Source organism: Streptomyces sp. NPDC043685, assembly GCF_056436585.1.
Map to the genome: position 1 here is coordinate 827,281 of NZ_JBWKCH010000001.1, position 12,471 is coordinate 839,751.

The 12,471-nt window shown below is 70.5% G+C and carries 14 protein-coding genes; 7 read left to right on the forward strand and 7 right to left on the reverse strand.

Going from position 1 to position 12,471, the window contains the following annotated elements; translation table 11 throughout:
• Window positions 1-319 precede the first annotated feature (319 nt).
• From AC0665_RS03895 to AC0665_RS03905, 3 genes are all read left to right on the forward strand, one after another.
• Complete coding sequence (locus AC0665_RS03895; RefSeq protein WP_478609924.1) at window positions 320-1,102, forward strand: DUF899 domain-containing protein; 783 nt, start codon at window positions 320-322, stop codon at window positions 1,100-1,102.
• A gap of 74 nt (window positions 1,103-1,176) precedes the next feature.
• The gene (locus tag AC0665_RS03900) at window positions 1,177-1,425 is read left to right on the forward strand and encodes a helix-turn-helix transcriptional regulator (RefSeq protein ID WP_478704363.1); all 249 of its coding nucleotides are present in this window, start codon (window positions 1,177-1,179) and stop codon (window positions 1,423-1,425) included.
• On the forward strand, window positions 1,422-1,964 hold the full coding sequence (locus AC0665_RS03905; RefSeq protein ID WP_478609928.1) for a hypothetical protein: 543 nt from the start codon (window positions 1,422-1,424) through the stop codon (window positions 1,962-1,964). The genes AC0665_RS03900 and AC0665_RS03905 overlap by 4 nt, the downstream gene beginning before the upstream one ends.
• A 356-nt stretch (window positions 1,965-2,320) precedes the next feature.
• Here AC0665_RS03905 and nagB read toward each other — a convergent pair whose 3' ends face one another.
• Entirely contained in the window at window positions 2,321-3,106 is a 786-nt protein-coding gene (gene nagB, locus AC0665_RS03910) for a glucosamine-6-phosphate deaminase (protein WP_468407458.1), read from the reverse strand.
• A gap of 278 nt (window positions 3,107-3,384) precedes the next feature.
• Between nagB and AC0665_RS03915 the strand changes: the two genes are divergently transcribed.
• Window positions 3,385-4,455, forward strand: coding sequence for an SIS domain-containing protein (locus tag AC0665_RS03915; protein WP_478609930.1), 1,071 nt, complete (start codon window positions 3,385-3,387; stop codon window positions 4,453-4,455).
• Between the two features lie 172 nt (window positions 4,456-4,627).
• On the opposite strand, the gene AC0665_RS03920 is transcribed toward AC0665_RS03915, so the two are convergent.
• Window positions 4,628-5,380 (reverse strand): SDR family oxidoreductase, encoded by a 753-nt coding sequence (locus AC0665_RS03920; protein WP_468407462.1) that lies wholly within the window; start codon window positions 5,378-5,380, stop codon window positions 4,628-4,630.
• 95 nt (window positions 5,381-5,475) lie between these two features.
• On the opposite strand from AC0665_RS03920, the gene AC0665_RS03925 reads away from it, so the two are divergent.
• Window positions 5,476-6,243, forward strand: a complete 768-nt coding sequence (locus AC0665_RS03925) for a TetR/AcrR family transcriptional regulator (protein ID WP_478704364.1) — start codon at window positions 5,476-5,478, stop codon at window positions 6,241-6,243.
• A 352-nt stretch (window positions 6,244-6,595) separates the two neighbouring features.
• The gene (locus AC0665_RS03930; protein WP_053672411.1) at window positions 6,596-8,062 is read left to right on the forward strand and encodes a sensor histidine kinase; all 1,467 of its coding nucleotides are present in this window, start codon (window positions 6,596-6,598) and stop codon (window positions 8,060-8,062) included.
• A 188-nt stretch (window positions 8,063-8,250) separates the two neighbouring features.
• On the opposite strand, the gene AC0665_RS03935 is transcribed toward AC0665_RS03930, so the two are convergent.
• Complete coding sequence (locus AC0665_RS03935; RefSeq protein WP_003992873.1) at window positions 8,251-8,508, reverse strand: WhiB family transcriptional regulator; 258 nt, start codon at window positions 8,506-8,508, stop codon at window positions 8,251-8,253.
• A gap of 322 nt (window positions 8,509-8,830) precedes the next feature.
• Window positions 8,831-9,799: a diacylglycerol kinase family protein gene (locus AC0665_RS03940; RefSeq protein WP_366052538.1), complete on the reverse strand. Its 969-nt coding sequence runs from the start codon at window positions 9,797-9,799 to the stop codon at window positions 8,831-8,833.
• A gap of 116 nt (window positions 9,800-9,915) precedes the next feature.
• Between AC0665_RS03940 and AC0665_RS03945 the strand changes: the two genes are divergently transcribed.
• Window positions 9,916-10,365, forward strand: coding sequence for a hypothetical protein (locus AC0665_RS03945; RefSeq protein ID WP_468407466.1), 450 nt, complete (start codon window positions 9,916-9,918; stop codon window positions 10,363-10,365).
• A 3-nt stretch (window positions 10,366-10,368) separates the two neighbouring features.
• Here the strand turns inward: AC0665_RS03945 and AC0665_RS03950 are convergent, their stop codons facing one another.
• From AC0665_RS03950 to AC0665_RS03960, 3 genes are all read right to left on the reverse strand, one after another.
• The gene (locus AC0665_RS03950; RefSeq protein ID WP_366052536.1) at window positions 10,369-11,502 is read right to left on the reverse strand and encodes an RNA polymerase sigma factor SigF; all 1,134 of its coding nucleotides are present in this window, start codon (window positions 11,500-11,502) and stop codon (window positions 10,369-10,371) included.
• A 17-nt stretch (window positions 11,503-11,519) separates the two neighbouring features.
• Window positions 11,520-11,933, reverse strand: a complete 414-nt coding sequence (locus AC0665_RS03955; RefSeq protein WP_003992877.1) for an ATP-binding protein — start codon at window positions 11,931-11,933, stop codon at window positions 11,520-11,522.
• Window positions 11,934-12,193: 260 nt separating this feature from the next.
• Window positions 12,194-12,454, reverse strand: a complete 261-nt coding sequence (locus tag AC0665_RS03960) for a UBP-type zinc finger domain-containing protein (RefSeq protein WP_078615354.1) — start codon at window positions 12,452-12,454, stop codon at window positions 12,194-12,196.
• Window positions 12,455-12,471 lie beyond the last annotated feature (17 nt).

Below are 12,471 nucleotides of genomic sequence, written 5' to 3' on the forward strand. Positions count from 1 at the left end.
GCGGGGCATGACCGGGCCGCTGTGTTGGGTGGCGCTTTGCGTGGGGCGTGACCCGGCCGCTGTGTTGGGTTGCCTTCGCGCGGGGCGTGGTCGGGCCGCTGTGTTGGGTGGGGCTTTGGGCGGGGCGTGACCCGGCCGCTGTGTTGGGTTGCCTTCGCGTGGGACGTGGCCGCGCCGCTGTACTGGGTGGCGCTTCGCGTAAGTCGGCCCGGACACGCGCTCTCCGCCGATGAGTTCCGGTCCGGCCGTCGGTCTTCTCCGGTGACCCCCGCCGCGGTGCCGCGAGGCGCCGCCCGGCACGGACTCCACGGAGGACAGCATGACGACCACGCCGGACGACTCCGCCCCCGCTTTGCCCGGCCGCCCGCCGGTGGTGGACCTCGCCACCTGGCAGGCCGCCCGTGACGAACTGCTGAGCCGCGAGAAGGCCCACACCCGCGAAGGCGACGCCATCGCCGCGGCCCGCCGCCGGCTGCCCATGGTGGAGATCGACGGGAGGGTCGAGGTCGTCGGCCCCGACGGGCCGGTCCCCTTCCTCGACCTCTTCCAGGGACGCGACGAGCTCGTGGTCTACCAGCACATGTGGTACGACGGCGCACCGCACCAGGGGCAGTGCGAGGGCTGCACCACCACTGCCTGGCACCTCCAGGACGCCGTCTACCTCAACGCCCGCGGCGTCTCCTTCGCCGTCCTGACCACGGGCCCCTGGGACGAAGTGGCCGCCTACATCGACTTCATGGGCTACACCCAGCCCTGGTACTCCGTGCGCGACGTGGCCGCACCGGTCGGCGGCGCCATGGGCTACCTGACCTGCTTCCTGCGCGACGGCGACCGGACCTTCCTCACCTACCGCACGACAGGCCGCGGCAACGAACGCGTCAACGGCTCCCTCGGCCTCCTCGACATGACGCCCTACGGCCGCGGCGAGGCGTGGGAGGACAACCCCACGGGGTGGCCCGAGGGGCGCGACTCCTGCTGGTCCTGGCGTTCGGACGCCCACGGCAACCCCACCTGGGGCCCGACCAGCCGCCCCGTACCGCAGTGGACCCGCCCCGGTGCGACCCCCGTGGAGACCCTCGGCCGGCACGGCCACCACCACTGACCCGCCTCTCCCTTCCCCACCTCCCTTCTCACTCGTAGTTGTAGGACTGCCTCCACATGTAGTACTTCTTATACATGAGCGAGCAGGTGCACAACAGGTTGGCCGTGGTGCGCGCCGAACGTAAGGTGTCGCGCCAGAGCCTGGCCGAGGCAGTGGGAGCCCACTACCAGACCATCGGCTACATCGAGCGGGGGCAGTACAACCCGAGCCTCGACCTGGCGCTGAAGATCTCCAAGTTCTTCGGCCTGCCGGTCGAGGCCCTGTTCTCCCTCGAACCGTTCCGGCCGCTCATGGACGAGGTCTACGGGAGGAACCAGCCATGACGACGACACGCCTGACCCGCTACGACCGGAGCATGCTCCGGCTGATGAACGACCGCCGCGCGGCGACCTGGTACGCCACGGCGGCACGTCGCCGCCTGGTCGTCGTCACCCACGTCACCCTCAGCCTGGCCCTCGGCGGGCTGATGACCCACTTCTGCCTCGCCGAGGGCGAGCCGCTGTGGGCCGCGGCCGTGATGGCGGTGCTGCTCCTGCCCTGGATGGTCGCGACCGGCGTGATCAACGGTGCCACCCGAGGTCTGCTGGAACTGCGCGAGCGCGCGCTGGACGAACGCCAGTCTGCGGAACGCAACCGCGTCCTGGCCCGGGCCCACCGCGTGACCACACTGCTGCTGGTCGCGGCGGCGGCCACCCTGCTGATCACGGGCGGGATCGCCGGCGACGCCCCGAAGGCCTATGCCGCGCCCCTGCTCATCGCCGTCCTCGCCACCCACTGGCTGACACCCCTGTGGGTGGCCGGCTGGCACGCCCAGGACGAACCGGCCGACGATGTGATGGGGGCGGAGGCCACCGGCCGTTGAGGCCGAAGGGCCTTCGGCCGCTGGAGCATCCGGCCAACAGGGCTTCCGGCCGCGAGGCTTCGTTCGGCCGCCAGGGCTTTCGGCCGCGAGGCGCTGTTGGGCACCAGGGCTTCCGGCCGCGAGGACTCATTGGGCTCGAGCCACCGGGGGGGCGAGGGCGTCAGACCCGGGCGACGGGGCGTCCGACCCGGCAGGCGATGGGGTCGACCGGGTCGAGGGGGGGCGACCCGGCAGGTGGTGGCGTCCGACCGGGGCGGCGGGGGTGTCCAGCTCGGGCGCCGATGGGTGTCCAGCCCGGACGGCGATGGTGTGGCCCGAGCGACGGCGACCGCAGTGTGCGGCCCCGCCGGGAAGCCCTAGATTCCCTGCCAGTCCGGCTTGTTGACGTAGGTGTGCCGGAAGTAGTCCGCCAGCTTCAGCTTCGAGGCGGCGGCCTCGTCGACGACGACGGTCGCATGCGGGTGGAGCTGGAGCGCGGACGCCGGGCACACTGCCGCGACCGGCCCCTCCACCGTCGCCGCGACCGCGTCCGCCTTGCCCTCGCCGGTGGCGAGCAGCACCAGGTGCCGGGCCTCCAGGATGGTGCCGATGCCCTGCGTGATCACGTGATGCGGCACCTGGTCGATGTCGCCGTCGAAGAAGCGCGCGTTGTCGATCCGGGTCTGCTCGGTCAGCGTCTTGATCCGTGTCCGCGACGCCAGGGACGAGCACGGCTCGTTGAACCCTATGTGCCCGTCGGTCCCGATCCCGAGCAGCTGAAGGTCCACACCCCCGGCGTCCGACAGAGCCTGGTCGTACGCCTCGCACGCCCCCTGCACGTCCTCCGCCGTGCCGTCCGGGCCCATGAACTGGTCCATCCCGATCCCCAGCGGCTCCAGCACCTCACGCCGCAGCACCGAGCGGTACGACTCCGGGTGATCGGCGGGCAGTCCCACGTACTCGTCGAGCTGGGCGATCCGGGCCCGCCCCGCGTCCACAGCGCCGGAGCGCACCTTCTCCGCCAGCGCCTCGTACACGGGCAGCGGCGTGGAGCCGGTGGCCACGCCGAGCAGGGCTCCGGGCTTGCGCCGCAGCAACCGGGCCATGGCCTCCGCGATGAGCTCGCCGCCCGCCTTGGCGTCCGGAACGATGACAACTTCCACGCTGGGCCTGCCGATCTGGAAGGAATGCTCAACTGGGACTGGACCCGGAAAGGGTCGGGTGGTTTAGACCAATCTAACAGAGCGGAGCCGTCTCTCCCAGGGTGACCGCCGCCGCTTCCGGGCGGATGGCGCCGCCGTGCCGGCCAGGTCAGCAGGGGGGTGAACCGCGCCGCTACGCACGGGTTAGGACGGTGAATCGAGGACCCGGGCGGGCGCCCGCCGGCCCGGGGGAGTGGAATGGGATCCGCAGCCGCTCCGTCCCCGGAAGGAACTCCGCCATGACCGCCGCCACACCGGATCCCCTCAGCGAGCTCCCGGGCCGGACCATGGCCCGGGAGATGTCGGAACAGCCCGCCGTCCTGCGCCGGATCCTGTCCGAAGGCGCCCCCGTCATCCAGGACGTGGCCCGGCAGATCGCCGCCCGCGCGCCCCGCTTCGTTCTGCTGACGGCCCGCGGCACCTCCGACAACGCCGCCCTGTACGCGAAGTACCTTCTTGAGATCCGGCTCGGCCTGCCCTGCGGACTCACCTCGATGTCCACCACCACGGCCTACGGCGCCCGGCCCGACCTCACCGACGTCCTCGTCGTCACCGTCAGCCAGTCCGGCGGCTCCCCGGACCTGGTCGCCTCGACCCGGGCCGCACGCGAGGCCGGCGCGATCACCCTGGCCGTCACCAACAACCCGGACTCCCCGCTCGCGGGCGTCTCCGAGTACCACATCGACATCATGGCCGGACCGGAGAAGGCTCTCCCCGCGACCAAGACGTATACCGCCTCCCTTCTGGCGCTCTATCTCTTCGTCGAGGGTCTGCGCGGTGGCGACGGCGCGCCCGCGCGGGTGTTGCCGGAGCTCGCCGAGCAACTGCTCGCCCGGCAGGACGAGGTGCGTTCCCTGGCCGCCCGTTACCGCTTCGCCGAGCGCATGGTGATCACCTCACGCGGCTACGGCTATCCCACTGCCAAGGAGGCCGCCCTCAAGCTGATGGAGACCAGCTACATCCCCGCCCTCTCCTACTCCGGCGCGGACCTGCTGCACGGACCGCTCGCCATGGTCGACAACGTCTCCCCGGTCATCGCCGTGGTCACCGACGGCAAGGGCGGCGAAGCGCTCCAGCCCGTGCTGGACCGGCTGCGTGGCCGCGGTGCCGACCTCGTCGTCATCGGCCCCCGGGACCAGGTCGAGCAGGCGTCGGCCGGCTTCGTCCTGCCCACGGAGGACGTGGCCGAGGAGGTCCAGCCCGTCCTGGAGATCATCCCCCTCCAGCTCCTGGCCTACGAGGTCACGATCGCCCGGGGGCAGGACCCGGACGCTCCGCGGGCGTTGGCGAAGGTGACGGAGACCCGCTGAGAACGGGGGAGTCGCGGAGCGTCACCGACGGGCCGACCGACGAGCCGATGGGCCGACCGACGAGCCGATGGGCCCACGGGCCGACGAGCCGATGGGTCGACGTGCCGAGGGGCCGATGGGTCGGCGGCTGGCCCGTTGCGGCCGCCCTGCCGAGCCACAGCCGTAGGGGCGGTCAGGTGAGCGAACCCCCCGTCACGTCCACCCAACTCCCCGTCGTCCAGCGCCCCGCGTCCGAGACCAGGAACGCGACCACGTCGGCGACCTCGGCGGGCCGGCCCACCCCGCCCAGTGCGGATATCGCGGCGGCCTTGGCCCAGCCGTCGGGGCTGCCGTGCAGCAGGTCGGCCGTGTTGTCCGTTTCGATGATGCCGGGGGCCACCGAGTTCACCGTGATGCCCCGGGGCCCCAGCACCTTGGACATGTCACGCGAGAAGACGTCCAGCGCGCCCTTCGTCATCGCGTACGCGATGTTGTCCGGCATCACCGCGGTCCGGGCCAGTCCGGACGAGATGTTGACGACCCGGCCGCCGTCCCGCAGGCGGGTCATGCCGTGCTTGAGGATGAAGAACGGCGCCTTCACGTTCACCGCGAAGACCTCGTCGTACTCACGCTCCTCCAGCTGACCGATCGGCCGCGTGTTCCCGATCGCCGCGTTGTTCACCAGGATGTCCAGCCCGTCCGCGTGCCGGTCGAACTCCGCCCACAGGGCCTCGGCGTCCCCCGGTACGCCCAGCTCCACGCCCACCGCGAAGGCCGAGCCGCCGGCGCTCTCGATCGCCGCGACCGTCTCCTTCGCCGCCGTCTCGTTCCGGCCGTAGTGCACCGCGACCCGCGCGCCGTCACGCCCCAGCCGCTCGGCGATACCCCGCCCGATGCCCCTGCTCGCCCCGGTGACGAGTGCCGTCCTGCCTGTGAGCACGCCCATGCCGGCGCCCCCTTCATTTCCGTAGTGGTCGCTACAAAAATGACCGTACAGCAGTCCGCCGACATTTCTCTAGCGCCCGCTATAAAATCCACCCCATGGTGAAGGACGAGGTATCCGACGGAACCGCCGACAGCGCGAAGGGCGCCGACGCCGCAGGCGCGAAGGTGTCCCACACGCCGAGTGCGAAGGCGCCCGACGTGAACGGGCCGGACGCCGCGAGCGCGAGGTCCGCCGGTGACGGAAAGGTCAAGGTCAAGGCCAAGCCCCGGGGTCGCCCCCGCTCCTTCGATCGCGAGTCCGCGCTGGAGAAGGCCCTCCTGGCCTTCTGGGAGCACGGCTACGAAGCCACGTCCGTCTCCGACCTCACCCGCGTCATGGACATCGGCGCCCCCAGTCTCTACGCTGCCTTCGGCGACAAGAGGTCCCTCTTCGAGGAGGTCGTCAGCGTCTACGGCGCGCGGCACGGCTCCTTCACCGACCGTGCCCTGGCCGAGGAGCCCACCGCCCGGGCCGCCGTCGAACGCATCCTGCGCGAGGCCGCCGTCGCCTACACCGAACCCGGCCACCCGCACGGCTGCCTCGTCGTCCACGCCGCCGCGAACTGCTCGAACCCCGAGGTGGAGCAGTCGCTGCGGGACCGCCGCAACGCCAACATCGCCGCGTTCGAGAGCCGGATCAGGGCCGATGTCGCCGCAGGCGTACTGCCGCCGGCCACCGACGCCGCCGCCCTGGCCCGGCACACCGGCGCGATGATCCAGGGCATGTCACAACAGGCGCGCGACGGGGCGAGCCGGGAGGAACTGGAGGCCGTCGCGGAAATTGCCCTGTCCATCTGGCCCCGCACAGGAACCCACACGGGTTAGGCTGCCTGCTGGACGCCGGCGCGTCCGACGTGTCGCGGAAACGACAACAACGAACAGCCTCCCACGCATGGACACCCGCAAGTGGTCTAGTCCACAATGCGTGACGAGAGCGCGTGAACCACGCGCACCGGACTCCGTCTTCCCCGCACAGGAAGGCGGACCGAGGAACCGAGGCTCTCTGCCCTGACTGCCCCGGCTCCTCATCCTTCGGCCGACCGGGACCGCACACCCCACGGCCGATGCTGCTCCGGGCTGCGGTGCCGGGAGGGTTGAGGGTCCCTCCCAGGCGCCGCGGCCCGCGGGTGTTTCAGGGCCGTACGAACCCCCGGGTACGCTCGCACACGTGCCCTCCATGAACGAACTCGTACGCCAGCACACCGCCCTCGACGACACCGATCTCGAGTGGCTGCACCTGCTGGTCTCGGAGTGGCAGTTGCTCTCCGACCTCTCCTTCGCCGACCTGGTGCTGTGGGTCCCCACCAGCGACGGCACCCGGTACGTCTCGGTCGCCCAGATGCGCCCCAACACCGGCCCGACGTCCTACCAGGACGACATGGTGGGCCACCTCGTCCCGCGCGGTCGCCGCCCGATGCTGGACGCCGCCCTCGACGAGGGCCGCATCGTGCGCGAGGGCGACCCCGAGTGGCGGGAGGAGGTGCCCGTCCGGGTCGAGTCGATCCCCGTGCGGCGGGAGGGCCGCGTCCTCGGTGTCATCGCCCGCAACACCAACCTCCTCACCGTGCGCACCCCGAGCCGCCTGGAGCTCACCTATCTGCAGAGCGCTTCCGACCTCGCGCAGATGATCGCGGCCGGTTCCTTCCCGTTCGCCAATCAGCAACTCGACATGGACGCCTCGCCCCGTGTGGGCGACGGCCTGATCCGGCTCGACGCCGACGCCATCGTCCAGTACGCCTCCCCGAACGCCCTGTCCGCCTACCACCGGCTCGGCCTCGCCTCCGACCTCGTCGGCCAGCACCTGGGCAGGACAACCGCGGAACTCGCCCCGACCCGGGGCCCGGTGGACGAGGCGCTCGCCAAGGTCGCCAGCGGCTGGGCCCCGCGCGAGTTCGAGATCGAGGCCAGCGACGGGGTCATCCAGTTCCGCGCGATCCCCCTCAAGCCGAAGGGCACCCGCATCGGTTCCCTCGTCCTGCTCCGGGACGTCACCGAACTGCGTCGCCGCGAGCGCGAGTTGATCACCAAGGACGCGACGATCCGGGAGATCCACCACCGCGTCAAGAACAACCTCCAGACGGTGGCGGCGCTGCTCCGTCTCCAGGCCCGGCGCATCGAGTCCGACCGAGGCCGCGAGGCCCTCGAAGAGGCGGTGCGGCGCGTCGGATCGATTGCGATCGTGCACGAGACGCTCTCCCAGAACCTGGACGAGCGGGTGGAGTTCGACGACATCGCCGACCGGGTGCTGGCCATGGTCGCGGAGATCTCGCCGGGCAAGGTCGCCGGCCGGCGCACCGGGCGCTTCGGCATCCTGGACGCCGAGGTCGCCACACCGCTGTCGATGGTGCTGACCGAGGTGTTGCAGAACGCGCTGGAGCACGGATTCCGCGAGGGCGACACCGGCACGGTCGAGGTCTCTGCGGTCCGCGGCGGCACGACCAAGGAGGCCCGGCTTCTGGTCACGGTCCAGGACGACGGGGTCGGCCTGCCGGAGGGCTTCGATCCGCACACCGCCGGCAATCTCGGTCTCCAGATCGTGCGGACCCTGGTGGAGGGCGAGTTGGGCGGCACCTTCGACATGGTCCCGGCTCCGGAGCGCGGCACCCGCGTGATCCTGGACATTCCGGTGCGGTCACAGAAGTAGCGCAAAGCCCGGGCCCTGGTGACGGGGCCGGGAAAGCATTGAGCCCCGGGCCACCAAGTGGCCCGGGGCTAAAGCTCGTTGCTGCTTAACTAAGCGCATCGGGGGAACTGCGCGCTGCGGCTCGGGGGCGGGAGATGCGTACGCGCTGTACGCGCCGCCAAGCTCAGGCTGTCAGCAGGGGTGGGTTGTCAGGCGGAGGCCTGACGGGCCCGGTTGCGGGCGGCGCGGCGCTTCATGGCACGGCGCTCGTCCTCGCTGAGACCACCCCAGACGCCGGAGTCCTGACCGGACTCGAGCGCCCACTGCAGACACTGCTCGATCACCGGGCAGCGACGGCAGACGGCCTTGGCTTCCTCGATCTGCAGCAGCGCAGGACCGGTGTTGCCGATGGGGAAGAAGAGCTCGGGGTCTTCCTCGCGGCAAACGGCGTTGTGACGCCAGTCCATGGCTGCTACCTCTCCTTGGTATTACGTGCAGGGCTTGCTTGTGAATGTGAACGCTTTCACGAATCCCTCAACAAGTGAAGGGCCGACTGCCAGGTTCCCCGGCGAAGGTCCTGTGAGTTGAAGAGGGGTTCTGGTGATCAGTGGAGGCCGGTGTTGCGGGCCGTCTCGATCGCCACGTAGAGACTCGCAAACCTCAGCGGCGGATACAACCCCTTCTGGAAAGTTTTTTTTGATTCTTCGGTGTCTACTAGGTCACAGCCGTACTTCCATGGGGTGGACCCTGGCCTAAACGTTCGAGTGAAAGGACTTTAGCCAGTTCTGCTCACACAATCACACGCAGTGCACGGCGTACGCCTGTGAACGTCACGCTTGTCCGGAGCCCGAGGTGGTCACCGTCCATCTGGAGGGGGAGCGGGACCTTCGAATGCAAGGTGAACTCCGTCAAGTCGTGCAGAGAGGTGGCGTGCTTGCCATGGGGTCCACGCTCGGGGGACGAAGTGAGCAACTGGGTGCCATACCGGGCAACCGCCGCGGTGGAGAGGCGGCTGAGACCGAAGAGATCAAGGCCGGTATCGAACGAGGCTTTAGGCGCCGCATAGATCGGGCGATTACCCAGAAACGTCCACGGGGAGGTGTTCGAGACTATGGACAGCACCAGATCGGTGACCGGGTCCTCGCCGGCCCGCTCCAGTGTGATCGTCCCGTGCCGGCGGTTCGGCTCACCCAGCAGTTGCCGCACCACCTGGCGCACGTAAAGAGCGTGTGTGGATTTCCTGCCCCGTTCGCGATGCTGCTCCACACGACCCACCACACCGGCGTCGAAACCGAGGCCCGCGTTGAAGGTGAACCAGCGGGAGGGGACCGCCTCGTCCTCCGTGCCCGGCGTGCCCGAGGTCAGACCCAGGCCGACGGTCCGTTCGCTGCCGTCGCGCAGGGCGTCCAGCAGGGCGCCGGTGGCTTCCACGGCGTCGTTGGGCAGGCCCAGGGCGCGGGCGAAGACATTCGTGGAGCCGCCGGGGACCACGGCGAGGCCGGGCAGATGCCCCGGGGCGGGGCCGGCGTGCAGAAGGCCGTTGACCACTTCGTTGACCGTGCCGTCGCCGCCGAGGGCCACCACCAGGTCGATGTCGTCGCTCTCGGCCGCGTGCCGCCCCAGGTCGCGCGCATGGCCGCGGTACTCGGTGGTGACCGCCTCCAGCTTCATCTCGCTGGCGAGCGCATGGATCAGTACGTCGCGTGTGCGCGCACTTGTGGTGGTAGCCGCCGGATTGACCACGAGAAGTGCACGCATGACTGGCAGCGTACCTACTGGGTGGTACCTGGCCCATACCGAGGTAGGGATCCGGTAAGAGAGCGGGGGTGAAGCGCCCCCCAGGGGGCGTGCGCGCCGGGGGCTACCCTTCAGGGGTGAGCAGCGAGCAGATCCCCGTCACCGAGGAAACCACCGGCCCCCGCCCCCGGCGTCTGACGTACGCCGCGCTGCTGGCGGCACTGGAGGGCCTCGCGCTGGTCGTCGGCGGCGTCTGGATCCTGGTCCTCGGCCTCACGGGGCACCCGGACGACCGGCAGCAGGCCGTGACCGGAGGGATCACGCTGATCGTGCTCGCCCTGCTGCCGCTGCTCGCGGCCCGCGGACTGCTCGCCCTGCGCAGCTGGAGCCGCGGCCCTGCCGTGATCACCCAGCTCATGGCGCTGCCGGTGGCCTACAACCTGCTGCAGGCCGACAGCATGGCCATTCCGGGCGGGATCGCCCTCGCGGTCGCTGCCGTCGCCTCGCTCGTGCTGCTGGTGAACCCGGAGACGACCCGGGCCCTCGGGATCCGCGGGCCCGGCAACTCCGGCGACCCGGAGAAGTAGCCGTCACTCCTCGACGAGGAGCTTCTCCCGCAGCTGGGCCAGGGTGCGGGCCAGCAGCCGGGAGACGTGCATCTGCGAGATGCCGACCTCCTGCGCGATCTGCGACTGGGTCATGTTCCCGAAGAAGCGCAGCAGCAGGATCCGCTTCTCACGCGGCGGGAGATCCTCCAGCAGCGGCTTGAGGGACTCGCGGTACTCCACGCCCTCCAGCGCCTCGTCCTCGGCGCCGAGGGTGTCGGCGACCGCCGGGGACTCGTCGTCGGTGTCGGGGACGTCCAGGGACAGCGTGGAGTACGCGTTGGCGGACTCCAGGCCCTCCAGGACCTCCTCCTCCGAGATCGCCAGCTTCTCGGCGAGCTCGTGGACGGTGGGGGAGCGGCCGTGCAGCTGGGAGAGCTCCGCGGTGGCCGTGGTGAGCGCCAGGCGCAGCTCCTGCAGCCGGCGCGGGACGCGCACCGCCCAGCCCTTGTCACGGAAGTGCCGCTTGATCTCACCGACGACCGTGGGGGTGGCGTACGTGGAGAACTCCACGCCGCGGTCCGGGTCGAAACGGTCCACCGACTTGATCAGGCCGATCGTGGCGACCTGGGTGAGGTCGTCCAGCGGCTCGCCGCGGTTGCGGAAGCGGCGCGCCAGATGCTCCACGAGCGGCAGATGCATCCGGACCAGCTGGTTGCGCAGCTCCGCGTACTCCGGGCTGCCACTGCTCAGGGTGCGCAGCTTGAGGAACATCTCGCGCGCCCCGCTGCGGTCCGGGGAGCCGTGGTGGGCACTTTGCGCGCGGTGGGCGCGCGGCGCCTCGTCCTCGGAGTGTCGCTCGTGCTCGCTCATCGTCCCGCCCGTCGCCCTTCCCCGAGCCCTCGCCTCCTCCGCCACACTCGACTGCGCGTGAGTGGGGGAACCCCCCTGGGCCGGGGATGCGGTGATCTCCCCGCCCGGAGGCGCGCTCCGTACGGCACCGTCCCGGTCCCGCCCGCCGCCCGGGAGGACGGCCCCCGCGGAGTCGTCCTCAGGGTGGGGGCGGGCCTGCTCGGGAATGCCGTCGATGCCGTCCGCCATGCGCCGGGCACCGCTCGGACCACTCGTGCCCGTGCCCTCGGCCGGCAGCTCTCGTGTGCTGCGCTCTTCGTCCCGCACCGGCCCGTCCTCGCTCCTCACGCCGGCCCGGGTCCCGCGCCGCGCTGTTTGTAGAGGCTGATCGAAACGGTTTTGTCCTTGTCCACGGCAGAGGAGACCTTGCCCGCGAGAGCGGACAGGACGGTCCAGGCGAAGGTGTCCCGCGAGGGGGCGTGACCATCCGTGGTCGGTGCCGAGACGGTGACCTCGAGTGAGTCGTCGACGAGGCGGAAGACACAGCTGAGCACCGAGCCGGGCACGGCCTGCTGCAGCAGGATCGCGCAGGCCTCGTCCACCGCGATGCGCAAATCCTCGATCTCGTCGAGGGTGAAGTCCAAACGGGCCGCGAGACCGGCCGTGGCCGTACGCAGCACCGACAGGTAGGCACCCGCGGCCGGCAGCCGGACTTCGACGAAGTCCTGGGTCGCGGGCTCGCCTGCGATCTGGGACACCCTCACCTCCATGGTGGTACAAGCGTTTCAGGGCCGAGGGTCGCCCCTCGGAACAACGCGATACGTGGTTCAGCGGTGACGCTATCGCGCTCTCGACGGTCCTGTCCCCGGGACCCCAACCCCTTGTCGTCACTCACAGTAAACCTGTGGATACGCTCCGTGTCTAGGGGTTGGGCGGGCCCAAATGGGAAGAGCGCGCGCCGGGTTGACGTACCCAGACGTCAGGCGGTCGAACCGTCCGGCGCCGGGGCCTCGTGGCGTCACACCAGGACATGGTCGACGAAGCACCAGCGCCAGGTCTCCCCGGGCTCGTGGGTCCGCATGACGGGATGGCCCGACTCCTTATGATGCTCCGCCGCGTGCCGTCCCGGCGAGGAGTCGCAGCAGCCGACGTGACCGCAGCTGAGGCACAGCCGAAGCTGCACCGGGTCCAGGCCCTCCGCCAGGCACTCCGGACAGGTCTCGCTGAGCGGGCCGGGCTCGGGGTGCGGCAGCGCGTCGGCGTGCGTGCACTGTTTCATGATTGCCAGGTTACGAC

What these genes read in the sequence shown, in the direction of transcription:
- AC0665_RS03895 (WP_478609924.1), top strand. Translation starts at nt 320, where the DNA reads ATGACGACCACGCCGGACGACTCCGCCCCCGCTTTGCCCGGCCGCCCG.
- AC0665_RS03900 (WP_478704363.1), top strand. Translation starts at nt 1,177, where the DNA reads ATGAGCGAGCAGGTGCACAACAGGTTGGCCGTGGTGCGCGCCGAACGT.
- AC0665_RS03905 (WP_478609928.1), top strand. Translation starts at nt 1,422, where the DNA reads ATGACGACGACACGCCTGACCCGCTACGACCGGAGCATGCTCCGGCTG.
- AC0665_RS03915 (WP_478609930.1), top strand. Translation starts at nt 3,385, where the DNA reads ATGACCGCCGCCACACCGGATCCCCTCAGCGAGCTCCCGGGCCGGACC.
- AC0665_RS03920 (WP_468407462.1), bottom strand. Translation starts at nt 5,380, where the DNA reads ATGGGCGTGCTCACAGGCAGGACGGCACTCGTCACCGGGGCGAGCAGG.
- AC0665_RS03925 (WP_478704364.1), top strand. Translation starts at nt 5,476, where the DNA reads ATGGTGAAGGACGAGGTATCCGACGGAACCGCCGACAGCGCGAAGGGC.
- AC0665_RS03930 (WP_053672411.1), top strand. Translation starts at nt 6,596, where the DNA reads ATGAACGAACTCGTACGCCAGCACACCGCCCTCGACGACACCGATCTC.
- AC0665_RS03935 (WP_003992873.1), bottom strand. Translation starts at nt 8,508, where the DNA reads ATGGACTGGCGTCACAACGCCGTTTGCCGCGAGGAAGACCCCGAGCTC.
- AC0665_RS03940 (WP_366052538.1), bottom strand. Translation starts at nt 9,799, where the DNA reads ATGCGTGCACTTCTCGTGGTCAATCCGGCGGCTACCACCACAAGTGCG.
- AC0665_RS03960 (WP_078615354.1), bottom strand. Translation starts at nt 12,454, where the DNA reads ATGAAACAGTGCACGCACGCCGACGCGCTGCCGCACCCCGAGCCCGGC.